Origin of the sequence: Clostridium bornimense (assembly GCF_000577895.1) — a bacterium.
Taxonomy (GTDB): domain Bacteria; phylum Bacillota; class Clostridia; order Clostridiales; family Clostridiaceae; genus Clostridium_AN; species Clostridium_AN bornimense.
The window spans coordinates 674,686-699,161 of record NZ_HG917869.1; the positions used below are offsets into that span (position 1 = coordinate 674,686).

Consider the following 24,476-nt stretch of genomic DNA (forward strand, 5'->3'; position numbering starts at 1 on the left):
AAGTGAGGAGCTTTTATGAACCTTAAATCTCTTATTAGAAAGCCTATGAAACGTAGGTTGTTTTTATGCGGAATAGGATTTTTAATAGTAGGTTTCATAATAATAATTTTTAACATAGAAGAATATAATGAAAATATAATATATAAACTTCTTCCATCTATGTTAACAATAATTATATCAGTATTATCAAGTTTGTTAATCTTAATAATAAATTTTTTTAATCCTAAATCAATTAAAAATTATAGAAATTTTTGCGCATATGTTCATACTCCATTCGAAGAAGACTTAAATAATCAATTAAAAGGAAATACAGAGAAAATAGATCGATGTATATTAACTGATGATTGGGTAATAATACTATATCCATTCTCTATAAAAGTATTTAATGCTCATGATATAATATGGGCATATAAAAGTAGAGTTAAAGATAGTATTAGTGGGATTCAGATAGCTAATAATACATATCTTCATATTCATCTTTCTAATAGAAAAAAAATTACAATAGAAGTTAATATATCTAATTGTGAAATTCTTATTGACGCACTATTTAGCAGAGCTAAATGTGGATATTTCGGATATAGTCATAAACTAAAAAAAAGATGGCTATATGATAAAACAAACCTTATTAAAGATATAATATCCAATGAACAACTAATAGTTGTCAACTGAGTTTATTCACTATGGAGGCTACTGCAGAATATAATTTTCTGTAGTGCCTTTTTTAGTTGATATATTAAATTTTTCTTAAGCTAATAGTTCTTCTTATTTTTAACACAATTTTGTCACAAATTACTTATATAATTTGAATATAAATTACAACTAAATATACCTTTAATAAATAAATGTATAGATTAGGAAGGGATAAATAAATGAAAATGATAGGATTAGAAGATATAAAAAAAATTGGAAATTGGATTAGTAACAAAGGAAGAAAATTAGAAGAATATAGATGGAAATATCACTTTGGAAAAGGTGCCAAAGAAGATGTATTAAAAGAACTGAGAAAATATCAAAATGAAGATGGAGGATTTGGTAATGGTTTAAATCCTGACTGTTTGACACCATCATCTTCACCTGCAGTTACAGCTATGGCATGCAAAATTCTATATGAAATAGGTTGTACTGAAAGTAATGATATTATAGAGGCAGCACTACACTATTTTGAAAAAAACCACTTTGATGAAAATACTTGTACTTGGAGTACTGTGATTAAAGAAAATAATGATGCTCCTCATGGTACATGGTGGCACTTTGAAGAATATGGTAATAACACTTGGGGATTTAATCCCTCTATGGATATAGCAGCCTTTATGCTATATTGGACAAAAAAAGATAGTAAGGGCTTCAGAATGGCTTCAAGATCCTTTAAAAAGGGCCTTAAGAGATTATATAAAGTCCATCAGATGGATATTGATGAATTAAATTGTTACATAAATGCATTAACTATCGCAAAAAGCAGACAAGATAAATTTAACTTCGATTTGTTATCAATGGAAAAGAAAATTGCTGAATTAGGAAATCTTGCAATATACAATGATAGCTCTAAATGGATAAGTGATTTTATGCCTCAACCACTAGATCTAATTGATTCTATAAATGGTGATAATTTAATATTATATCCTTATATCAAAAATAAATTAGATGAAAACATATTATTATTTATAGATGACTTTCATAATAACGGTCTTAGAGATATTCCATGGACATGGGGTGTTGATTATTCTGATTACTTTGAAGCTTCAAAAAATCAATGGAAAGGAATATTAGCTTTAGAAAAAGTACTAAAATGTAAACGTCTTGGTTATGTAGAACCTTATTATGATACAAAAATAGCATAATTATTTTATAAAAGGAGATTATTCTTAAAATATTAGACTAATCTCCTTTATTATTTTACATAGTTCAAAGATAAAAAGTTTTCACGTGAAACATGTAAAAAAATAGATAATATTTCTTTTATAAAAAAAATATTTCTAGTTCCTCTCCATTTATTGTTGCATATATTATTATAGTAGTCTAAAAAAAGGAGACGCCTATGTCTAAAATAGTTTTTATAAATATTCCTGCTTACGGCCATATAAATCCAACCTTAGGCCTAGTGGATGAATTAGTAAAAAATAATGAACAAGTTATTTATTTTTCTACAGATGAATTTAGAGAAAGCATTGAAGCTGCTGGCGGAACTTTTAAATCTTTAGGTGACAAATTCAAACTACCCTCTATGAAAAAAGACGGAGAAGAAGCATTTATAATGGTAAACTTAATTCTAGATAGTCTAGAATATCTTGTAGATAAAATTCTCTATGAATTAAAAGACATAACTATTGATGCTGTTGTATATTGTTCAATGTTCTTGGTAGGTAAAATAATAGCAACTATTCACAATGTTCCTCAAATATCTTCATTTGCTATCTTTGCTAGCAAAGATCAGCTAATTGAAAAAAATCATATTATTATAGATTATAATGATCTTAGAATAAAAGAAATTATTCTTAAGCACTCTAAAATTTCTAATTCAATAAAAAATAAATATAATATAACTATTCCTTCATTTATTGATATGCTCTTTAATAAAGGTGATATCAATATAGCTTATACTTCAAAATACATGATCGATGATATTGAAAATTATGACTCTAGTTTTAAGTTTATAGGTCCTCCTATATATAATAGAAAAGAGCATATAGAGTTTCCCCTTTATAAATTATATAATCAATTTGTTATATATATCTCTCTAGGTACAGTATATAATAATATAAATTTTGATATATATAATAATTTTTTTGAGGCTTTCAAAGATGTTGATGCTGTAGTAGTACTAGCTGCATATCATATAGATTTAAGTGACTTTAAAATACCAGATAATTTTATAGTGAGAGATTATGTACCACAAACGGATATTCTTAAATATACTGATGTTGCTATAACTCATTGTGGTATGAATAGTGCCAGCGAATTAATCTATAATAAAATTCCATTTGTATCTATTCCATTTGGAGCAGATCAACTATATATAGCCAATAGAATAGAGCAACTTGGCGGAACTATATACCTAAATAAAAATAAGGTAACACCTAAAATTTTAAGGGGTGCCGTAGAAGAAGTTTTAAATAATCCTTCTTATTTAAGAAACTTAAAAAAAATAAAATACTCTTTCGATAATGCCGGAGGGTATAAAAAAGGTTCTTACGAAATTATAAATCTTATAAAAAACTCAAAAAAAGTGATATGAAGCACAATAAATTAATATCGTGCTTCATATCACTTTTTATAAACTTTTATCGAGATAATATGCTATACCAATACTTCCTGGCCCTACATGCAATCCGATTACTGGCCCTATAGATTCTATATTAACAGCTATACCTAGTTTCTCTTGAATTTTATTTGCTAATAATACTCCTTCATTGTAGCAATTAATATGATGTACAGTAATTCCTCTAAGTTCTCTAGATGATATATCACTTTCTAATATATTTATCATTGAATCAATAGCCTTCTTTTTAGTTCTTACCTTCGTTAAAATTGTAGTCTTTCCATCCTCAACTGTCAAAATAGGTTTTATTTGAAGAATATTTCCTAAAAGTGCAGCTGCTCCCCCAATTCTTCCCCCCTTCTTTAAATAATCTAAAGTCTCCGGAGTAAAAATAAATCTACTGCTATTGATTACTTTAGATGCAATATCTATAACCTCTTCCATACTTTTGCCTTCTTTTGCAGCTTTTGCAGCCTCCAATACAACATAACCTAGTTGCATACAATTAGTTCTAGAATCTATTATTTCTATTCTTCCTTCAGGATATTCCTCTAATATCATATTCTTTACTAAATTAGCACTGGATATAGTTCCACTCATATCTGAAGATAAAAATATACCTAGGATAGAATCTCCACTTGATATTATTGTTTTGAATATATCAGATATTTCTCCCGGTGCTGGTTGTGATGATGTAGGTATCTCTTTTGCTTGTTCCATCTTTTCATAAAAAGTTTCATTTGATAGTTCTACTTCTCTATAACTATCCCCATTTAAAATTACATTTAAAGAAACAACTGATATTTCATAATTCTCAATATATTCTTTTGGTATATACGATGTACTATCTGTAACTATTTTTATCGCCATAATTATCCTCCATGTTATATCTTACTTATTATATTTGCACTTACGACATATAATTATACACTAAAGAAATTAATTTCAATAGATTTTATGTCTTTAATCACTTTAAGACTAAAATACGACCAAACGCGACATATTTATTTAAAAAAAATGTCATAAATGGTATTATACTAAGCAGATATAAGAAATAAGGAGAAAATTTATTTATTTCCTATTACCATTAACTCCTTTTTCTTATATTTCATAAAAATTATTTCTTGATTTCGATTAGCAGGAGGTGACAAAATGAGAAAAAAATTAATTATCATTATGGCTTCATTTACATTAATATGTACTATGCTAGTTTCAGGTATTTATGTTAATGGTGCTGAAAATCTACAAGATATATTAAGCACTAGACAAATTATCGATGATAGTGAATATACATCTCTTGATAATCCATATAGAGGAATAAGTTCATCAAGTAATAATCCATACATCTGGAATCAATGGGCATTAAAAAATTATAAATATAATGGAATAGATATAAATATAGAAACGGCATGGGATATAACTAAAGGTAGCGAAGACGTTGTTGTCGCTGTAATAGATTTAGGGGTAGATTATAACCATGAAGATTTAAAAAATAATATTTGGACTAATAAAGACGAAATACCTGATAATGGTATTGATGATGATAATAATGGATATATTGATGATATACACGGATGGAATTATATCTCTGATAGTAATGATGTAATGGATGGCCATGGGCATGGTACACATGTTTCAGGAATAATTGCTGCAGAAGATAATGATAAAGGTATTGTTGGTGCTGCTCCTAATGTTAAAATTATGCCCCTAAAAGTTGGTAGTAATGATGGTACTATATACTTAAATTCAGTAGAAAAGGCTATTGAATATGGGTTAAGTAAAGGAGTTAAAATATTTAATTGCTCTTTTGAAGGTAGTGAAGTATCTGAACGAGAATATGAAATAATAAAAAATGCTGATGCATTATTTCTATGCGCTGCTGGTAATAAGTCACTTGATAATGATAAAAACTCAGTTTTACCAGCTAATTATAATGATTTACCTAATGTTATTTCTGTTATGAGTATTGATGAAGAAGGAAATAAAAGTGATAATTCAAATTATGGTAAGACAAAAGTCGATATTGCAGCACCTGGAACCTTTATTTACAGCACAGTTCCAGAAAAATATAAATACATCAGTGGCACATCTATGGCTACAGGATATGTTTCCGCTGTGGCAGCATTAGCCTTAAGTGTAAATCCTACACTTACAGCATCTGAATTAAAAAATTTAATCCTTGATAATGCAAAACCATTAAGTTCTTTGACAGATTTAAATACTACAGGTGGAATGTTAGACGCAGGTAATGTTGTTGAAGCTGCCGCTAGAGAAAAATCTGAAAAACTACAAAATAATGAACTTTTCAATTATGAAGATATTGATGTACATTATTCTGGTTATATAAATGGTAAAAAAACATCTTCTAAAACAAATGGAGAAATTATAGGTACAGTAGGAGAATCTACACCTTTAGAAGCTGTAAAAATTTCATTAGATCCTGATATAAAAGATGTATCTATAGAATATAGGATATACAATAAAGGTATCGGTTGGAGTTCTTGGATTAAAAATAATAAAATAGCAGGTATAAAAAATAAAAGTAAACAAGCTGAGGCCATAGAAATACGTCTTACAGGTAAAAATGCTAATAAATATTCGGTAAAATATCAGGGTCATATACAGAACTATGGTTGGATTCCTTGGGTTAAAGATGGAGAACAATGTGGAGACATTGATAATGACTTACGATTAGAAGCTTTGAAAATTAAAGTAGTTCCTAAAATTCCCCCTAATATTATATATGAAAGTCATATACAGAATTTAGGATGGATTGATCCCGTAAAAAATGGGCTAATCTCTGGTACAACAGGTCAAAGTTTACGACTTGAAGCTATAAAAATTAAACTTGAAAATAATGCTGGTTATGATAATGACTTAGGTATTGAATATAGAGTTCATAGTGAAAATATAGGCTGGGGCCCTTGGGTTAAAAACGATGAAATAGCAGGAACAACTGGTCAATCTCTTAGAGGTGAAGCCATAGAAATTCGTCTTACAGGCAAAGATGCTGATGATTATACTGTAAAATACCAGGGTCATATGCAAGATATAGGCTGGGGATCCTGGGTTAGCGATGGTGAATTATGTGGTACTGTAGGTGAATCAAGAAGATTAGAAGCAGTAAAAATTAGCATATCACTAAAATAAAGCAAACTACATGTTGGAGTTATCGTAGTAACGAATGAATTTTCGTTAGCGATAACTCCTTTTATCATTGCACAAATCAAGGATTTCATCTATACTTGCTTTCTCTCAATTTTGTAAAAAGCTGCTACCCCCTGAACTATTCCTTTATTATATTCTAAGAGTATTCATTTTATGTCCAGGTGCAAAGTTAATCTCATCATTTGGTGGTCTTAATACACTATATGTTTCCTTATATCTTCCATTCATCTTAAAAGTTTCTTCATTTTCATATTTTAATAACTTATCACTCCAAGGATCCAAATTAAAATAAGAAAAAAAAGGAGATGCATTGTCTAAAATGGGATATAAAGCTGTCAATCCTGGTGGTGGAACAAGTTCCACTGAATTGATATTACAACTTCTAGTATCTTTATCACTATTAAAAGTTTTAAAAACTTCTGTATATTCATCATCACAGAGATCAATTAACGACCCACAATATGGACAATAAAAAGAAGTACATTTTGATTTCATATACTCACTTCCTTACTAATTATATTCTAAAATATGCATAATGATATAAAAAAATTCTTAAATGACATTTATAATTTAATTTTTTTATACAACTATAATAATGATTCTAAAGCTCTCTATTGTAATTATTGACACATTCCATTTTTTGATATATGCTTACAATATAATCTAAATTTAGACAAATTATTTAAAAATGTACAGGGGGGAAATGTTTATGAATAAAAGTAAAATTGCTAGTATTTTCTTAGCAACATCTATATTTACTACAACTATAATAGGAAATTATCATGTTTTTGCTTCCGATCAATTATTCACTGAAAATTTCCAATCAGGAAGTAAAAATTGGAAGGAAAGTAAAGGAAAATGGTCAATAGTAAACTATAACAATAGCAAAGCTTATTATCAATCATCTACAAATGTAGAAGCAGCGAGCAAAGCAGGAAAAACAACCTGGACAAATTATTCTGTTGAATCAGAAGTTACTATAGAGGACTTTAACGGTTCTAAAAGAGTTATGCTTTGTGGAAGATATACCGATAAGAATAACTATTATTCTATTTCTTTATATAATAAAGATGGTGGAACACTAGAAATTAGATCAAAAGCCAAAGGTAAATCCAAGACATTAAAGAAAGCTAAAATTTCTATAAAGGAAAATACCACCTACAAAGTGAAATTAGAATTAAACGGTAATACTTTAAAAGCATATCTAGATGGTAAATTAATTACAACAGCTAATGATAAATCTTTATCTAAAGGTGCTATAGGTATAGTCACTTCTAAAGCATCTGCTAAATTTGATAATATAGTTGTATCTTCAATAGATAAAACATCTTCAGACAGTAATACAAATACTGATTTAAACACCAATACTACAAATGACAATTCAAGCAATAATAATTCTAGCTCTAATAGCGATTCAAATAATACTACAAATGATACTACAAGTAGTGGAACTTATGGAAAAGATACTGGTGCTACAACTAATGGTACTGTAATTACGGTTGAATCTAATGGAACAACCCTTGAAAAAGCTGTTTCATCAGCTAAATCAGGAGATACAATTTTAATTAAAGGAACTATTAAATCTAGTTCAATAACCTTAAAAGATAACATAACTATAAAAGGTGAATCAGGAGCTAAAATTGATTTTTCAAATACTTCAAATGGTGGCAGAGGTATAACTATAACAGGTAAAAATAACACTATAAAAGATTTAGAAATTTATAATGCTAAAGATAATGCTATCTATGTTAATGGTGGAGACTACAATAGATTTGAAAACTTAAACATACATAATAATGCTGATACAGGATTACAAATTTCTAACGGTGCATCTTATAACTATATTTATAATTGTTACTCACATCACAATGTAGATTCAAAAGGAGAAAATCCTGATGGATTTGCTGTAAAACTTCATTCTGGTGAAGGTAATGTCTTTGAAAAATGTAAAGCCGAATATAATGTTGATGATGGATGGGATTTTTATGCTGCTCATGGAGCTGTAACATTAGTAAATTGTGAATCAAACTACAATGGTGAAGTAAATGGTGTAAAAGGTGATGGTAATGGATTTAAGCTTGGTGGCGTAGATAATAAAGAATCTGGTAAAGCTGCTCACCTTGATCCATTAAATCATGTATTAATAAATTGTTCTGCAAAAGGAAATAAAAAGAATGGATTTGATAGAAATAATCAAAGTGGTATAGTTACAATGAAAAACTGCATTGCTGACGGCAATGAAGGTAAAAACTACAACTGGCCTTTAAAAGGAAAACCATCTGCTTTAGGTTATGAAGTGACTTTTGGTAAAGCAATAATTGATAGCTGCACTTCTAAAAACGGAAGTAATAATATAAGTGGAGCTACTTTACAAGGAAATTGTCAAGGTTTTTAAATATTAGGAAAAGCCATTACATAAAAATAAATTCTTTCAATTATTTATTAAACTTATAATATATGTATACAAAGAGGCTGTCGCAATAACTTTTGTATCTATGGTAAATATGAAAATACTTTGCTGTCCACAGGACTATAATAAAATTACTCCTAAAGAGGAATTTTATTATAGTCCTGTGCCTTGTGCCCTATTACTTGTGCACTATTAAACATAAATTTATATATTTTTACTATTCATTATCTTTCCACCTAGTAACGATAATTTCTCCATCACTTTTAATTCGATTTTGTTTATGTAGAACTTTTATTATAGCAATTCCGAAAGTCACCACTAAAGTTGGGATAGCACTTTGGAAAATGACTATCTCTCCAACATTAACATAATTAAATCCTATAAACGGAATCCATAGTATTATAAAATCTATAATAAAATCTCTTAATATGCATAAAAAATCTTTATGATTCAACTTTTTTAATGATATTATAAATCCCTCTATATAGTATATTAAAATAATAAGTGATAAAATTAAGTAGAAAATAAGAAAAGGTTTAAACCAAGGAGTTTTGATTTTAAAATAACTAAATGCAAATATTAAAAATAAAGCTGAACATATTAAAAATATTGTTTCTATTATAGAGAAAATTACTTTAGTTTTATCCATTAAAATAACCACCTCTTATATATATTTTACATATATTATATCATATATTAATTACTTTTTTATTATAATTTATCTTAATTTAAAAAAATATCCATATAAAGGAGAGCATTATCTATGAGAATTATTATTGATAGATTTGAAGACGATATGGCAATTTGTGAAAAAGAAGATCGTAGCACAATAGAAATAGAAAAAAACAAAATACCTATCGGTGCTAAAGAAGGAACAATTCTTATTGTACATAATGATAAAATAGTTATTGATAAAAAATCTACTGATAATAAAAAATATAAAATTGAATCTCTTTTGAAGGATTTATTTAGTTAAAACTTTCACTATACACTAAAAAAGGGTTCTCGCTCACGAAATTTAATCGTTATTGCGACAACACCTTATAAAGTTAGAAGCCTTTTTTCTTAGCCTCTATACCACTTTCATTTAAGGCTGGTTCTTGGATTGTATGAACTATCTGATTCTTAGAATACTGATTTTTTGTTTTGTGTCCATTAGTTAAATAATTTTCTTTAGAATATATTCTTTCATTTTTTGAATCCATGGATATCCCTCCTCTTAGTGGTAACAATAATTTTTCAATAGTAAAAACTAATGCAAATTTATTTTATCCAAATTCCTTTAATATATTCTATTTCAGACTTTCTAAATATTGATTTAATTTGAATTTTTTACTATTTATTGGTATTATTGTTGTATTGAATTCAATATTAAGGAGGATATTATAAAATGAAAAAGAAAATACTTGTTCCTGTAATTGTTTTAACTCTCTCAATTTCAATAACCATATTATTATGTAATATACTAAAGAAAACTACAGATGACAGTGGCATAATTATCTCTAAAAAAAATATTTCAGTAAATTGTGAAAACGTTAAGATTAAAAATTTAAAAGATGAGATGTTCATGCCTTTATTTTTTAAAAATAATTCAGTTGTTGGTAAAGTTCAATCTACTCTTACAGACTATAATACAAATGATTTTGAAAAATCCTATCCATGTAATGGTTGCAAATCTACTCTCTATTCACTAGATAATAAAAATACTATTAATGAAACTACCCTAACTACCTCCAATGGTATATCGTCTATAGGCTCTAAAAATAAACTTGTACGACAATCTGAAGACGGCAAAATTCATTATATTAATTATGATAAATCTGATAAAGAAATAACTCTAGACAATTATATAGAGCCATACAATGGAGATTTAAATAATTCTACTATAGCATTTTTAGATGGAAATGATAATTATCTTGTAACCTATACTTACTCTACAGATGAAAATCTATATACCACCATAAAAATATATGATATCAATGAAAAAAAACTTTATACTAGTGATAATTTAGAATATTCAATATATAATATATTCTTCATTAAAGAAATAAATTCTATAATGGCAATAGATAATTCTGGTCAATTATATAAAATAACATTATCTGATAACAAAATTAATATAGAAAAAAACGAAAAACTTACTCTTGATTCGCTAGAAAATAATATAGGATATAATTCTGTTAAAGTAATAAATGATAGTGAGATTCTTATATTAAATAGAAATTCAAATATAAATATCAATAATATAATAACTAAGTATAACTTTAAAACTAAAAAAACTACACCTCTTCTAAATATAAATGAAATAGAAGAATCTATTTGGGTTGCAGATATAAATGCTGATGGTTCACTAATAGTTCTAGAAAAAGGTATCAATAATGTAGAAAAAGGTCTTGTCGTAAATCAAATGTATCTTGCTAAAATTAAAAATGATTCTTTAGATGTATTTTACAAAAACCCTATAGATAATAATACCTTTAATTCTTACAGCATAGATGATAATGGAACATCAATTTTCGTAACTACTACCTCTTGGGATAATAAAGATCATAGTAATACATATAGTTATGAAAAATACTCAATTAAATAGGATAAAATTTTTCTACATTTTTTGTAAATAATGTTACATTTTATTACAAAATGTGATAAAATAGTTATAAGATATTTTATTGTACGATTGAAAGATAAATAGTAATATTATGTTATTAAAAGTGAGGGAAATATTATGGAAAACATAACCATTAGACCAGCTAATGAAAAAGACTATACTTACATAAGTAAGATAAAAAAATTTGAAAATAATATGGAGAACATAATTGTTGAACCTGAAGATAGACAAGACTCCACTGTTAGAAAAAAAGGACGAAATATAATAAAAACCGATTATTGGTATATTGCCGAGGTTAATGATATTACCATTGGTGCTGCTTTATTAAACAGATATAGTACTAAAAGACATCAACATGTTGCTACAGTTGAAATAACTGTAGATAAAGCATACCATGATAAAGGCATAGAAGATAAACTTATGAAAGAAATTCTTCTTTTAGCTGATAAAATTTTGAAACTTAAACGTTTAGAAGTATTTATTTCTGCAGATGATACAGAATATATAAATTTCTATAAAAAGTATGATTTCTTAATAGAAGGCTTAAAAAAGTATTCTATATCTAAAAATGATACTTTAGTTGATGAATTCATGATGTCAAGAATACAATATTCAAATATTTAAAAACGGAGTCTGTTGCACAACAATTAACCTTGTGCTTCAGGTTCTATTTTTTATATAAATATTCATTGACGTTATATACCATTCGGTATATACTATTAGTATAGGAAATATATGGAGGTAACGATGGATAATAAAACTTCAATCATTGAATGTGCTATAAAATTATTTGCCTCTAAAGGCTATGATGCAGTTAGTGTTCAAGAAATTACTAATGCAGCTAATATAACTAAACCAACATTATACTACTACTTTGGAAGTAAAGAAGGATTATTACAAGAAATCATCAAAGTAAAATTTGAAAATATGAAATCCAAAGTATATGACATAAAATACAATAGAGATGTTCCACTATCACTATATAAATTTATTAAAGAATATTTCTATTATGCAAAGCAAGACATCTATTTTTGCAAAATGAAACTTTCTATGATGTATAGTTTTACTGAGAATAACTACTACTATATTATAGAAAACATGGTAAGAGAAGAAGCCTCTATTTTAGAAAACTTTTTTATTTCTGCTGCCGAAGATAACGGCAATATGAAAGGACGTCATAAAGAATATGCTGCTTCATTATTAGGAATGATTAATTCATATGTTGGACTGTTCTTTGCTAATTCAATTGATCTCACTGAAGATCTAGCATTTAAAGTATCACATCAGTTTATGCATGGAATATTCTCATAGAAAATATCACAAGAATAAAAATTAATAAACAATTTTTTGCATATAATATACCAATCGGTATATTAACCTTTAATACTTATTAAAACTATAGGAGGAGTTATTTATGTTAAATTCTTTTAAGGAAGCTGTTTTTTATCATTTATATCCTTTAGGCTTTTGTGGTGCTATGGAAAAAAATAATATTTCTGATCCTGTAATCAATAGATTAGATAAAATAAATGATAACTGGATAAATCATATCTACAATATGGGGTTTACTGCTATATATTTTGGTCCATTATTTCAATCAACTTATCATGGTTATGATACTATTGACTACTTTAATATCGATAGACGATTAGGGGATAATAACACCTTTAAAAATCTTGTACAAAAATTACACGATAAAGGAATAAAAGTAGTCGTTGATGGTGTTTTTAATCATGTTGGAAGAGATTTTTGGGCTTTCAAAGATGTAAAAGAGAAAAAACATGACTCCTCTTTTATAAGTTGGTTTAATATAGATTTTAATGGTAACAGTAATTATAATGATGGTTTCTACTATGAAGGATGGGAAGGAAACTATGACTTAGTAAAATTAAATTTAAATAATCCTGATGTTAAAAACCATATATTTAGTGCTATAGAATATTGGATTAACGAACTAAACATCGATGGTATTAGACTAGATGTAGCCTATTGTATTGATATAAACTTTCTTAAAGATTTAAGAGTACACTGCAAGTCTTTAAAAGAAGACTTATGGCTTATGGGAGAAATGATTCACGGTGATTATAATTATATTGCTAATAAAGATACTTTAGATTCTGCTACAAATTATGAATGCTTTAAAGGTATTTACTCTAGTCATAATGATAAAAATTACTTTGAAATAGCATACTCATTAAAAAGACAGTTTGGTGATGGAGGAATTTATAAGGATTTAGACCTTTATAATTTTCTAGATAATCATGATGTAAATAGAATTTATACTAACTTGAAAGATAAAAGACAAATTAAAAATGTATATATGCTTCTTATGACAATGCCAGGAATTCCTTCTGTTTATTATGGAAGTGAGTGGGGAATACCTGGTGATAGATCTAAGACAGATTTAGAACTTCGTCCTGAACTATCTCTTGAAGAACAAAGGAAAAAAATTGATGCTGTAGACTTAGAAAATACAATAAGAGAATATATCCATATAAGACGTAATTGTAAAGCTTTAACCTATGGATATTATAAAGAACTTTTAGTACAAAATGAACAATTTATATATAGTAGAATATATAATACTGACTTTGCTATAACTGCTCTAAATCTCAGTGATCATGACTATGAAATAGAATTTAATACTCCAATAAAAACTGAAAAACTATTTGATCTTACAAATAAAAATGAAGAACTTTTAGTAAGTTCCAACAAAATGAAACTAGTGTTATCTCCTTTTTCTGGTAAGATTTTAGCTACAGCGCCAATAAACTCTTCTACCTTAATTGAACCTAATGTAAAAGAAAAAGTAGATGAAATTCCTAAACCAAGATCAATAAATGAACTTCAAAACGACTTTGAGAAAGGTAGAAGTGCCGCAAAACGAGAAATAGCTATAAAACTTTTTAGTATGGGTATCCTAAAAACAGTTATTTCAGAAGCCCTCGAACTTTCACCTGAAGAGCTAGAAAACCTTTTAAATTAAAAAAATCAAGAATATAATATCTAAAGTCATAGGTCTGAAGCACAATAATTTAACATTGTGCTTCAGACCTTTTTTAATAGCTAATAATTAATATCTAGAAGTACAATTTGTAATACTTTTGTACCATTTTATTAAATAATACTAAATTTATAGTAGTTAGTATCTTTTTAATGTATTATAATAAATTAGATAAACTATTAGGGAGAACTGTCATCTTATGAATAATACTACAATATCTTTTTTAATATTTACTATAATAATTGGGATTTCATTTCTATTATTTGGCTATAATATGAAAAAAAATAACGAAGGAAATCTTATTATATACTTTAATGAAAGAAAACATAATAGAGAAAAAGTATCTACTATAGTTGGAAATATGTTTATCAAAATGGGACTCTCTATATTAATTATTGGATTAATTACTTTATTCTTTAAAAATTCAATTATTAAGTATAGTGTCTCAATACAATGTGGTATAGCTATTATTGGAACTATAAAATCAACTATTGACATAGATACAAAATGTAGATTATAACTTAAATATTAAAATTTCGACATTTTTGAACTTGACATACAAAAATTGTCAAATTATAATTTAATTTAAGAGGTATTTATCTTAATATATTAAATACTATAAAATGAAAGGGATTTATTGTATGGGTAAGAAAAAATCTAAATCTAACATATTAAAAAATTTTTTTAGAGGAATTTTTATTTTATTAATAGTCTCAATTGGTGTAACTGCTTCTGCGGGGACTTGGTTCTATTCGAGCTTATCATCTTTAAATAAAGGTTCCAAGAGTAAATCAACAAAAGAAGTTGACATAAGTGAACCTGTAAATATTCTATTTTATGGTATGGATAACGTTCCTGGATCTGGCGCTAGTAGAACCGATACTATTATGGTAGTCCATTATGATCCTGAAACTAAACATACTACAATGGTATCTCTCCCAAGAGATACTCGAATTCCAAAAGATGTATATAAACCTAAAGTAATTGGTAAAACTGCAAAATTGACAGAAGTTCATTATGATTCACAATTAAATAGTGATATTGATACTGCTAGAGATGATTTAATTAACACTGTTGAAGAGTTTTTTGGAATAGATAATATCAATTATTATGTATCTGTAGACTACGAAGGATTTTCATCAATTATAGACGTTTTAGGCGGTATTGATATTGTGCCTATTTATAATATGAAATACTATGATCCTGTTGATGGACTTAAAATAGATTTTGATAAAGATGTAGAATATCATTTAGATGGTGAAGATGCTCTAAAATTTGTAAGATGGAGAAAAAACAATCAAGGTTCTTCCAGTGAAACTGATGGAAGTGATTTAGGAAGAATAGAAAATCAACGTTACTTTATTAATTGTCTTATGAAGCAACTTACATCAGCATCTGGACTTGTTAAAATTCCTTCTTTAGTAACTGAAACTACTAAATATATAAATACAGATCTTGATGCAGATAAAATAATAGCCTATGCAAAAGCAGTATTAAAAGCTGGTGAAGATAATTTAACATCGGCAACATTAGAAGGTACTACTGAAACAATAGATGGTTTTGATTACTTTGTATATGACGCAAGTAAAAATAGAGAAATTATCGGTATATTAAATAATAAAGTCATAGAAGATAGAAGTAACTTAACAGTCAATATAATTAATTCTAGTGGTATAAATGGTTTAGCTGGAAACTTAAAAACTAAGCTATCAGATAATTTTGGATATTCTTCAGAAACTATAAACACAACAACTGGAGACTCCTTAGTAACTGAAAGTTATGTTATAGTTAATAGTGCCACTTCAATTAATGATATAAATTCTCTAGGTGAAGAAATTGGTATAAGCAATATTAGTCAAGAAGCTACTGAAAATGATATTGATATTACTATTGTAATTGGACAAGATTTTGAATATGACTCAACAGAAAACTAATTAACATCTAAAAAAGAGCTGCTGCACAAGAGTGTGGCAGCTTTTTTTAGTAAGTTTGATAGAGCAGAATCAGGGCACAAGTATGATGGCACAAGGCACAGGGGATTAGTATCTGTTCTAGTTAAGTAGTGGTAGAACTGTATCTCTCCCATAAAATACACTAGCTATCCGCAGGATTATAATATTTTTCCTTTAGGGGAAAATTAATCTTAACTATTCACTAGAATACCTTACTTGTTCCCTGTGCCTTCTAAACTGTGCCATAATAAAAGGAACTATCGCTCACAAATTTTCATTTGTTAATGAGATAGTCCCTTTTATTTATTCATATTTTTTGATATTTTTATCATGCTTATAGAAAAACTAATTGCTCCCATCACGATATAAATATCTTTTAAATCGATTATAAATCTAGAAAATAACTCTATATAATCTAAACTTGTTCCCCAGAAAATTTTATCTAAAACAGAATCTATTATTCCTGCTAATAAAAGAATATAGAAAATTTCCATATAAATATTAGTAAGCGAATTCTTTTTCATATATAAATATATATATAATCCTATTACACTACAAATCACACCAATAATTATATAAACATATACAGGGATATTAATTCTTAATAAAACATTCAGTGGAGAAATATCTTCATTGAAATTAGGCCTAAAGCCTATTAAAGGATTTTTTATAACATCATAAAAGAAATTATTATAAATAATAACTTTAATAGTCTGATCCAGCACTATCAAAAATCCTAATATAAATAACTCCTTAAATTTTTTCATCACACATAATCCTTACTAAAGCTAATTTTATATTTTTCATAATGACCCCCAAATCTTTATATCTAATTTAGTATATCATAGGCAAACTAATTAATACAGAATTAAAGAACTATTATAGTATTTCCATATATCCTATCTTTATGATTCTTTTATTTATATCATATGATGTATATTTATGTCAATTCACAAGTGGTTTTGATATAACCTGTAAAACATCAATTTAATATATAAAACTTTTATGAAAAATATTTAGTTTCTACTATAATACAAATAATTTTTATAAAAAATATTACATTAATTTTCTTAATAAATATCCATATTTTACAAAAACTTTTCGACATTACCATAAAAGTATAATTTATTCGTTAATTTAGTGCTATAATGATATTAAAAGGTAATTTTACCATATTATTATTTTATACGGACTTATTATTATATTTATATTTTTGAGGAGGGCACATTAGTGAAATCATTAAAAAAGGCTTTAAGTGCTGTATTAGTTTATCTTACAGTATTTAATCTAACCCCTATTACCGCAATGGCATCAGAAGACTTGCCAAAATACCTAGATGTAAAAAACGATATCTTAAATGATGTAATAACATATAAAGATAAAGCATTTGTTACTTATAGTAAAGAAGTTAAAAATCCTAACTATAATGGTACATATAATAACGAAATCGTTATTAAAGACAATATTGCCTTACTTTCTAATGGTTCATTAGAAAATATTAATGGTATTGATGCTGATAAAATTGGTTTATTCTCTATTACTGATGTTAATGAAAACAAAATAAACTTTATGCATCAAATCTATAACGATGATAGTAAAAATGGTATAAAAACAGAATATTATAAATACGATATGGAAACAAACAAACTAAAAAAATTGAAAGCAGAATCAGAAAATGCAAATTTAGGTACAGAACTACTATCAAAAGTAAACAAAAAATTCAATACTAATTATGGATCTGATTATACAACTAGAGAATATGAGTCCAACGTATATAACAATGGAAATTGTGTTGGTAAAAAATTTATGCTGGAAGTTACAAATGTAAAAAATAATTCTACAGTTATATTTCAAGGAATTTATAACGATGATTTTCAATACATCTCTCAAACTTCTAGTCTTAATATAGAATTTGATAAAAATGGATCCATGATAATAAAAGAATTATCTGATGATAATGATTTAAAGATACTAAAATATAAAAATAATAAATTAGTAAATAAAGCTACTCTAACAGGAGACGAAAATTCTATGCTATGGGATTCTTTTGTAGATGGAGATAGCGTGTATTTATGGAAATATGATGTGAATACTTCATTAGAATTAGTTAGATATATCCTTAAAGATGGAAAATATGTATATTCTGATAGCTATGGAAGTAATGTTATTGACATAACTAAAGATAACAAAGGTAACCTTTGGGCTCTAAGAAAAGAGAATGCTAAAGTTTTTGTATCAGAGATAGATGATGGTACTTTTACTTATAGATATCAAGTAAGTCCTATTATGACTTCATTATCTATTTATGATAGAGATAACTTTGTAGTATCAGGCTTAGGAGGTTATACTCAAGTTAATGTACAAAGAGATTCCAATGATAATGTTATACTAAATAATACTACAAACAATACTACTCAACCTCAATATAATAATACTGGATCATCCACTAATACAATTGATAATATTAATAGTATAAAAGGTGAAACTAATAATTCTAGGAAAATAGGTGAAAAAGAATCTATTCCTAAAACTGGTTCTCCTGTGAATTCTAGTACTATGATTATCTTGTCATTATTATCGCTATTAGGTGGCACAATATTACTGCGTAAACATTAATAAATATATAAAAAGGAACTGAGGCCAATAAAAAAGCATTGTGATATGCTCCCCTTATGGTAGACACATAAAATAATTAAAATGTCTATCATGAGAGGGAGTATTTTTTTATGTGTAAAAAACGTAATTTTAGTGCTGAAGAAAAAGTTAAATATGTTGAGGAATATCTAAAAAGTAAAAATAGTATGAGTCATTTTTCATCTATGCTGGGGATTGCCTTAGAATCTTTTCGTCAATGGATTCGTAACTACAATAGTATAGGCGCGGAAGCCTTTACGATGGAAGGATATAAGGGCTATTCTAAAGAATTGAAATTACAAGCAGTAGAAGCTTATTTGTCAAATTTATATTCTCAAGATGAAATTTGTGCAAAATATAAAATACGTTCAAAAACGCAACTACAAAGATGGATTTCAATATATAATAGTCATAATAAACTAAAATCTTCTGGAGTTGGAGGGACAGCAATTATGACTAAAGGTAGAACTACAACTTATAATGAACGTATTGAGATTGTAAAGTATTATATAGAAAATGATAAAAATTACGCTAAAACAGCAGAAAAATTTCAAATATCATATCAACAAATATATAGTTGGATTAAGAAATATGAAACCAATGGCATTGAAGCACTATTAGATAAACGTGGAAAGCGAAAGCTTGCCGATGAAATGTCTGAAATAGAAAAGTTAAAAGCGAAAAACAAATTACTTGAAGCCGAAAATCGTAGACAACAGATGGAGATAGAATTCTTAAAAAAGTTAGACGAAATAGAAAGGAGGCGATTTTAAGTAAAACAAAAAATGAATTTATCTATTTAGCAATACAAGAGTTGCATAAGCAAAAATCTTTTTCTATTAAAGAATTATGTGAAATAGCCGGTATTGCACGCTCCGCATATTATAAATGGACGAATCGCAAAGTAAGTATGAATGAAAAATTTAATGAGGTGTTATTATCACTTATACAAGAATCATATGAAGAAATAAACGGAATATTAGGATATAGACAAATGACTATAAAATTAAATCGTGAAAATGATTTTCATGTAAATCCAAAGAGAATTTATAGGCTTATGTGTATTCTTAATCTAAAGTCAGTATGTCGTAGAAAACGAAAAACTTATAAAAAATCTACACCTGAAACTGTAGCTGATAATATTCTAAATAGAGATTTCTATGCAGATAAATTTGGTGAAAAGTGGCTCACAGATGTAACGGAAATGAAGTATGGTATTGGAAAGAAAGCATATTTAAGTGCAATTCTAGATCTTTCTGATAAGAGTATTGTCTCTTTTGTAATTGGGCATTCAAATAATAATAATCTAGTGTTTCAAACATTTGATATTGCCCGTAGGGAGTATCCGCAGGCTACGCCTATTTTTCATAGTGATCGTGGTTTTCAGTATACTTCAAAAACATTTAAGAAAAAGCTTGAAGAAGCTAATATGATTCAAAGTATGTCACGAGTATCACGTTGTATTGATAATGGTCCAATGGAAGCATTTTGGGGTATGTTAAAATCAGAAATGTATTATTTAAAGAAATTTAATTCATATGAAGAATTAGAAGCAGCAATTATAGAGTACATAGATTATTACAATAATCGTAGATATCAAAAACGTCTCAACTCTATGACTCCGTTAGAATATAGGGAGTATTTATTAAAATCTGTAGCATAAAATATAGCTAACCACAAAAGTGATTAGCTATATTAAATATTTTTATTATTTCACCTGTCTACTTGACAGGGAGCAGTTCATTGTGCCTCAGTTCCTTTTTATAGTGAAGGAATAGTAGTAAATAAGTAATACTTGCTTTATTTAACTTTTCATACTTTTCTAGTATCTATATTAGATTATATTTCTCCATCATGTAAATACATAATAAGTCCCAACATAAATCCACCTGTTAATATTATTAATAACCACAGCCCCAATGACTGATAAATAAATGTCTCCCATAATAATATAAAAAAAGAAAGACCAAATTCTAAAATTCCATATAAAATAGTAAATATCATTCCAATAACAAAATAATCCTTTATCTCATTATTATTAACTCTCTTAGCAAACTCATATTCTAAATTGAAAAAAATAAAATTAATAAGAGCTATAAGAATTACTTTTATAGTGATAAAGTTATTTGAAAAAACATTCTTTCCAAGGCATGTACATATAACAACATAAGACAATAACATAATACTTGTAAATAACAAGGTACACTTTCCTACATAATTCAATCTAGATTTGCTTAAAATTGCATCAAACCTATCCTTCACATAAATCACCTCGTCTTAATCAATCCTTATTTTGGTCTTAACTACAATATATCATATCAGAATAAGGAAAAATGTCAAACAATTTACATTGTATTTCATTATTTTTCGACATATAATACAATAAAAATCTATTCTTTTCTTTTTTATTATATTATTGTATAATTATGTAATAAAGGGCGGGAGGGGATTTTTTGAGAAATTTATCTATTATATTAATTATATTATTATCAATAACCTTAATAGGATGTGAAACTAAAAAAAGTAATTCTAATATAGAAAATAATTCTACTGCTATAGAAAATAATTCTGATTCTTCTACAGATTATAGCAATACTAATGAAAATAATTCTAAATCATTCACTACACAAGCTGCTACAGAAGTATTAGATGATATATATAGTGATACTGAAAATATAAATTACGGTTGCACAGAAGATTTATACATCGAAAATGGTAAAACCTTTTATCTATTTAGAATAACAACCCTTAAGGAAACCTCTAGTAAAATTGCAGGAAGTGTCGGATATATTAAAGTATACAGTGACTATTCTGTTAGCAGTGTATTTACGAGCTATTATGATGCCATAAATAATATTAATTAGAAAATAGAAACTCATAAACCTTTTAAAATCTATTTCTTCTTTCAAGGCTTTAAGAGTTTCTAACCCTACTCTTTTACTTTCAATTCTTTTTTTAATCCATTATACATAATAAGGCCAACAATTATACCTAATAATATATCTATGGCAAAACAATATATAAATGGTATACTTGTAAAAGTCTTAAATGATAATATAAATAAATTTATTCCAAATGCCAATACTCCATATAAAATTACTGCTCTTATAGTAATTTTAAAACTACTATTATAAGCATTATTATTAACTTTTTCAAGAAAATTATATTCTAATGTAAAAAATAATATATTACTTATTAAAACCCCTGCTAATTTTACCAATATAAACATATCTGAAAATATCTCTTGTTCAAAAATCATAGCTACTACAATATATAAAATGAACATATAAATTGAACTTAACATTGCAGATATAAAAACATATTTTTGTTTAGACCTATTTAAAACATTCTCTATTCTAGATTCCATATCTATCCCCCTATAAAATTATATGAATATTATAACATATTTTACATTATAAGGAAAATAAACTCAATAAAATATTGTTTCTCAAGAATGCATAAAAATCTTGAGAAACAATATTATTACTATTTCTTTAGAATTGTACCCTCTATAAGTTCTCCTGTTTTAAAGTTTTTGTTTTGAATATTACATATAACTTCTTTAGGTAATCTTATATAGTCTATTATAAATTGATATTCTTTGCTATTATATTCATAGTCTTTTACAATAAGCTTATATACCTTTAATTCCTCTAATGCTCTACTTAATCTATCTCTTCGTTTATATACATCTTTAGCCCTCATAAGAATAGCATTAGCTAAATATTGTACTGCAATAGCTTCAGAAAACTTACTATCATCAAGAACATTTTTTAATCTTCTATGTTGTAACCATATAGCTAGTTGTTGTGCATCACGACTCAAAAGATCAAATGTATCTTTATTAAAGTTAAATGTACTATCCATTATTATTAATGTCTTTAAGAATCCTCCTAGCTGAACTTCTGCAAATTTACGACCATTCTTAATATCAATAAATACTTCTAATAAAGATCCTTTAATATTTCTACCTTCATATTCTGCTTCTAGTCTTATACTACCTATTTTTAGTAAACTATCTATTACTAGCTTATAATTATTAGAATTATCACTAAGACCAATTTCATTCACTAATTCAGAAATATATTTTCCTATACTATCATTACTAACTATATTATAAAAATTAGTATAATAATGAGTAATAATCTTTAAATCTAAATGATTTAATTGTTTTACTGCTTTAATTAATGCTATTTGTGTCATTAAATCTTGTGATTCTTGATCATTGGCAATTCTAAGATATACTTGCTTTTCTAATTGCATAAGAATCTTAGTTTGATTTTCTTCACTTACAATTAATCTATCTATGGTTCCAGTAAGGGCTAATTCACTACTTTGACTTTCCATTTGATTAATCTCACTCTTATCTAAAAATTTCTGTGTATTAGTAGTATCTATCCCAATGTTACCAAGTATACTAGGAATTCTTGTCACATGCTCATAAGATTTAAGTCCACTTTCTGGACTATTTATATAATTATAATAAGTCTTTAAAATGTCATTTTTAAAAGCTGGCTTTATTGAAACCTTTGCTAATTTTTTAAAACCAACAAAAGATGTCAACAAAGAATCTTTATTAGTCTTCCACTTTTCTACTTCCTTAATCATTCTATCTTTAAGTTCCTCAACACTATCACAACCATATATTGATCTAAATTTATCGATATCTATTTCTTTACTAATTACTTTCTCATATAAGTATGCAGCAGCCTGAACTTCAACATTTAGAGCACTTAAAGGACTTTCAATATACTTAGTAACCCATCTATCTTTCGTCTTATTAATAGAATACACTAATTTTCCAAATTTAACTTCCCCATTTATTGAATTTAAATCTTGCATATCTTTTTGTAATGTCTTATAAAATGTATCAAATTTACTTTTAGTTATCTCTTCAAAACTGTCTTTAAATAATTTATCTATCTTCTTTTTAAATTTAACTTCAAATTCATCCATATCTCTCTACTCCCGTTAGAAATAAACATATATAAGAATTATAACATCAAATATATATGTACCGCTAGACAAGTAAAAAATTAAATATAAAATAATTTTTTATATTCTAATAATAGTTAATATAAGTAAGGAATTTATGCTGTTCATCTACTAATATATAAACCTGTCTAAAATCTACCGCTAGATAAGGTAATTTTTTATTAATTTTATGACAGTTTAAAAAACTGTCTAATATGTACCGCTAGAGAGGTAAATCCTTTGAATATTGGTACTTTTATAAAAAAAATACATGTCTTTTTATCACCGCTAGAGAGGTGAATTCTCTTCATAATCATTGAATTTATCGTATTTTATAACAAAAACATGTCTAATATGTACCGCTAGAGAGGTGAATTTTCTAACAGCTTCTTTATAAATCCAGTAAAATCAATACCTTACCACAAATTTATATTATAAACTAATAATAGCCCTATAATTTATATTACCGC

Annotated in this window: 24 protein-coding genes; 16 read left to right on the top strand and 8 right to left on the bottom strand. The window is 26.8% G+C overall.

Annotation, left to right across the window (positions count from 1 at the left end; all coding sequences use genetic code 11):
- The first annotated feature begins 15 nt into the window (after nt 1-15).
- From CM240_RS16490 to CM240_RS16500, 3 genes are all read left to right on the top strand, one after another.
- Nucleotides 16-669, top strand: a complete 654-nt coding sequence (locus CM240_RS16490; protein ID WP_044040642.1) for a DUF6709 family protein — start codon at nt 16-18, stop codon at nt 667-669.
- A 200-nt stretch (nt 670-869) separates the two neighbouring features.
- Nucleotides 870-1,838: a prenyltransferase/squalene oxidase repeat-containing protein gene (locus tag CM240_RS16495; RefSeq protein ID WP_044040643.1), complete on the top strand. Its 969-nt coding sequence runs from the start codon at nt 870-872 to the stop codon at nt 1,836-1,838.
- 197 nt (nt 1,839-2,035) lie between these two features.
- Complete coding sequence (locus CM240_RS16500) at nt 2,036-3,232, top strand: macrolide family glycosyltransferase (RefSeq protein ID WP_044040645.1); 1,197 nt, start codon at nt 2,036-2,038, stop codon at nt 3,230-3,232.
- Nucleotides 3,233-3,268: 36 nt separating this feature from the next.
- On the opposite strand, the gene CM240_RS16505 is transcribed toward CM240_RS16500, so the two are convergent.
- A complete protein-coding gene (locus CM240_RS16505) occupies nt 3,269-4,126 on the bottom strand; it encodes a DegV family protein (protein ID WP_044040647.1) in 858 nt (285 codons plus the stop codon).
- Nucleotides 4,127-4,408: 282 nt separating this feature from the next.
- Here CM240_RS16505 and CM240_RS17090 point away from each other — a divergent pair, with 282 nt between their 5' ends.
- Nucleotides 4,409-6,406 (top strand): S8 family serine peptidase, encoded by a 1,998-nt coding sequence (locus tag CM240_RS17090; RefSeq protein ID WP_051483929.1) that lies wholly within the window; start codon nt 4,409-4,411, stop codon nt 6,404-6,406.
- A gap of 147 nt (nt 6,407-6,553) precedes the next feature.
- Here CM240_RS17090 and CM240_RS16515 read toward each other — a convergent pair whose 3' ends face one another.
- On the bottom strand, nt 6,554-6,919 hold the full coding sequence (locus CM240_RS16515; protein WP_044040648.1) for a hypothetical protein: 366 nt from the start codon (nt 6,917-6,919) through the stop codon (nt 6,554-6,556).
- 214 nt (nt 6,920-7,133) lie between these two features.
- Between CM240_RS16515 and CM240_RS16520 the strand changes: the two genes are divergently transcribed.
- Entirely contained in the window at nt 7,134-8,819 is a 1,686-nt protein-coding gene (locus CM240_RS16520) for a right-handed parallel beta-helix repeat-containing protein (protein WP_242838512.1), read from the top strand.
- 232 nt (nt 8,820-9,051) lie between these two features.
- Here the strand turns inward: CM240_RS16520 and CM240_RS16525 are convergent, their stop codons facing one another.
- Nucleotides 9,052-9,483, bottom strand: coding sequence for a hypothetical protein (locus CM240_RS16525; protein ID WP_044040649.1), 432 nt, complete (start codon nt 9,481-9,483; stop codon nt 9,052-9,054).
- 114 nt (nt 9,484-9,597) lie between these two features.
- Here CM240_RS16525 and CM240_RS16530 point away from each other — a divergent pair, with 114 nt between their 5' ends.
- Nucleotides 9,598-9,810 carry a DUF3006 domain-containing protein gene (locus CM240_RS16530; protein WP_044040650.1) on the top strand — a complete coding sequence of 71 codons (213 nt, stop codon included), beginning with the start codon at nt 9,598-9,600 and terminating at the stop codon, nt 9,808-9,810.
- Nucleotides 9,811-9,883: 73 nt separating this feature from the next.
- Here the strand turns inward: CM240_RS16530 and CM240_RS17815 are convergent, their stop codons facing one another.
- A complete protein-coding gene (locus CM240_RS17815; RefSeq protein WP_173400249.1) occupies nt 9,884-10,039 on the bottom strand; it encodes a hypothetical protein in 156 nt (51 codons plus the stop codon).
- A 185-nt stretch (nt 10,040-10,224) separates the two neighbouring features.
- Between CM240_RS17815 and CM240_RS16535 the strand changes: the two genes are divergently transcribed.
- The 6 genes from CM240_RS16535 to CM240_RS16560 all read left to right on the top strand — a co-directional run bounded on the left by CM240_RS16535 (nt 10,225) and on the right by CM240_RS16560 (nt 16,380).
- Nucleotides 10,225-11,424, top strand: a complete 1,200-nt coding sequence (locus CM240_RS16535) for a hypothetical protein (RefSeq protein WP_044040652.1) — start codon at nt 10,225-10,227, stop codon at nt 11,422-11,424.
- A 135-nt stretch (nt 11,425-11,559) separates the two neighbouring features.
- Entirely contained in the window at nt 11,560-12,066 is a 507-nt protein-coding gene (locus tag CM240_RS16540; protein ID WP_044040655.1) for a GNAT family N-acetyltransferase, read from the top strand.
- Between the two features lie 123 nt (nt 12,067-12,189).
- Nucleotides 12,190-12,753, top strand: a complete 564-nt coding sequence (locus CM240_RS16545; protein ID WP_044040656.1) for a TetR/AcrR family transcriptional regulator — start codon at nt 12,190-12,192, stop codon at nt 12,751-12,753.
- Nucleotides 12,754-12,856: 103 nt separating this feature from the next.
- Complete coding sequence (locus tag CM240_RS16550; protein WP_084485606.1) at nt 12,857-14,428, top strand: alpha-amylase family glycosyl hydrolase; 1,572 nt, start codon at nt 12,857-12,859, stop codon at nt 14,426-14,428.
- A 217-nt stretch (nt 14,429-14,645) separates the two neighbouring features.
- A complete protein-coding gene (locus CM240_RS16555) occupies nt 14,646-14,966 on the top strand; it encodes a hypothetical protein (protein ID WP_044040657.1) in 321 nt (106 codons plus the stop codon).
- A gap of 121 nt (nt 14,967-15,087) precedes the next feature.
- Entirely contained in the window at nt 15,088-16,380 is a 1,293-nt protein-coding gene (locus CM240_RS16560) for an LCP family protein (RefSeq protein WP_044040658.1), read from the top strand.
- A 317-nt stretch (nt 16,381-16,697) separates the two neighbouring features.
- On the opposite strand, the gene CM240_RS16565 is transcribed toward CM240_RS16560, so the two are convergent.
- Nucleotides 16,698-17,165 carry a signal peptidase II gene (locus CM240_RS16565; protein WP_044040659.1) on the bottom strand — a complete coding sequence of 156 codons (468 nt, stop codon included), beginning with the start codon at nt 17,163-17,165 and terminating at the stop codon, nt 16,698-16,700.
- 463 nt (nt 17,166-17,628) lie between these two features.
- Between CM240_RS16565 and CM240_RS16570 the strand changes: the two genes are divergently transcribed.
- From CM240_RS16570 to CM240_RS16580, 3 genes are all read left to right on the top strand, one after another.
- On the top strand, nt 17,629-19,014 hold the full coding sequence (locus CM240_RS16570; RefSeq protein WP_044040660.1) for a hypothetical protein: 1,386 nt from the start codon (nt 17,629-17,631) through the stop codon (nt 19,012-19,014).
- A 110-nt stretch (nt 19,015-19,124) separates the two neighbouring features.
- Nucleotides 19,125-19,805 (top strand): helix-turn-helix domain-containing protein, encoded by a 681-nt coding sequence (locus CM240_RS16575; RefSeq protein WP_044035761.1) that lies wholly within the window; start codon nt 19,125-19,127, stop codon nt 19,803-19,805.
- The gene (locus CM240_RS16580; protein ID WP_084485331.1) at nt 19,799-20,695 is read left to right on the top strand and encodes an IS3 family transposase; all 897 of its coding nucleotides are present in this window, start codon (nt 19,799-19,801) and stop codon (nt 20,693-20,695) included. The genes CM240_RS16575 and CM240_RS16580 overlap by 7 nt, the downstream gene beginning before the upstream one ends.
- A 176-nt stretch (nt 20,696-20,871) precedes the next feature.
- Here the strand turns inward: CM240_RS16580 and CM240_RS16585 are convergent, their stop codons facing one another.
- Nucleotides 20,872-21,294, bottom strand: a complete 423-nt coding sequence (locus CM240_RS16585; protein ID WP_044040661.1) for a hypothetical protein — start codon at nt 21,292-21,294, stop codon at nt 20,872-20,874.
- A gap of 191 nt (nt 21,295-21,485) precedes the next feature.
- Here CM240_RS16585 and CM240_RS16590 point away from each other — a divergent pair, with 191 nt between their 5' ends.
- Nucleotides 21,486-21,896, top strand: coding sequence for a hypothetical protein (locus CM240_RS16590; RefSeq protein ID WP_044040663.1), 411 nt, complete (start codon nt 21,486-21,488; stop codon nt 21,894-21,896).
- 65 nt (nt 21,897-21,961) lie between these two features.
- Here the strand turns inward: CM240_RS16590 and CM240_RS16595 are convergent, their stop codons facing one another.
- Both CM240_RS16595 and CM240_RS16600 read right to left on the bottom strand, forming a co-directional pair.
- Nucleotides 21,962-22,399 carry a hypothetical protein gene (locus CM240_RS16595; protein WP_044040664.1) on the bottom strand — a complete coding sequence of 146 codons (438 nt, stop codon included), beginning with the start codon at nt 22,397-22,399 and terminating at the stop codon, nt 21,962-21,964.
- A 119-nt stretch (nt 22,400-22,518) separates the two neighbouring features.
- Nucleotides 22,519-23,988, bottom strand: coding sequence for a hypothetical protein (locus tag CM240_RS16600; RefSeq protein WP_044040666.1), 1,470 nt, complete (start codon nt 23,986-23,988; stop codon nt 22,519-22,521).
- Nucleotides 23,989-24,476 lie beyond the last annotated feature (488 nt).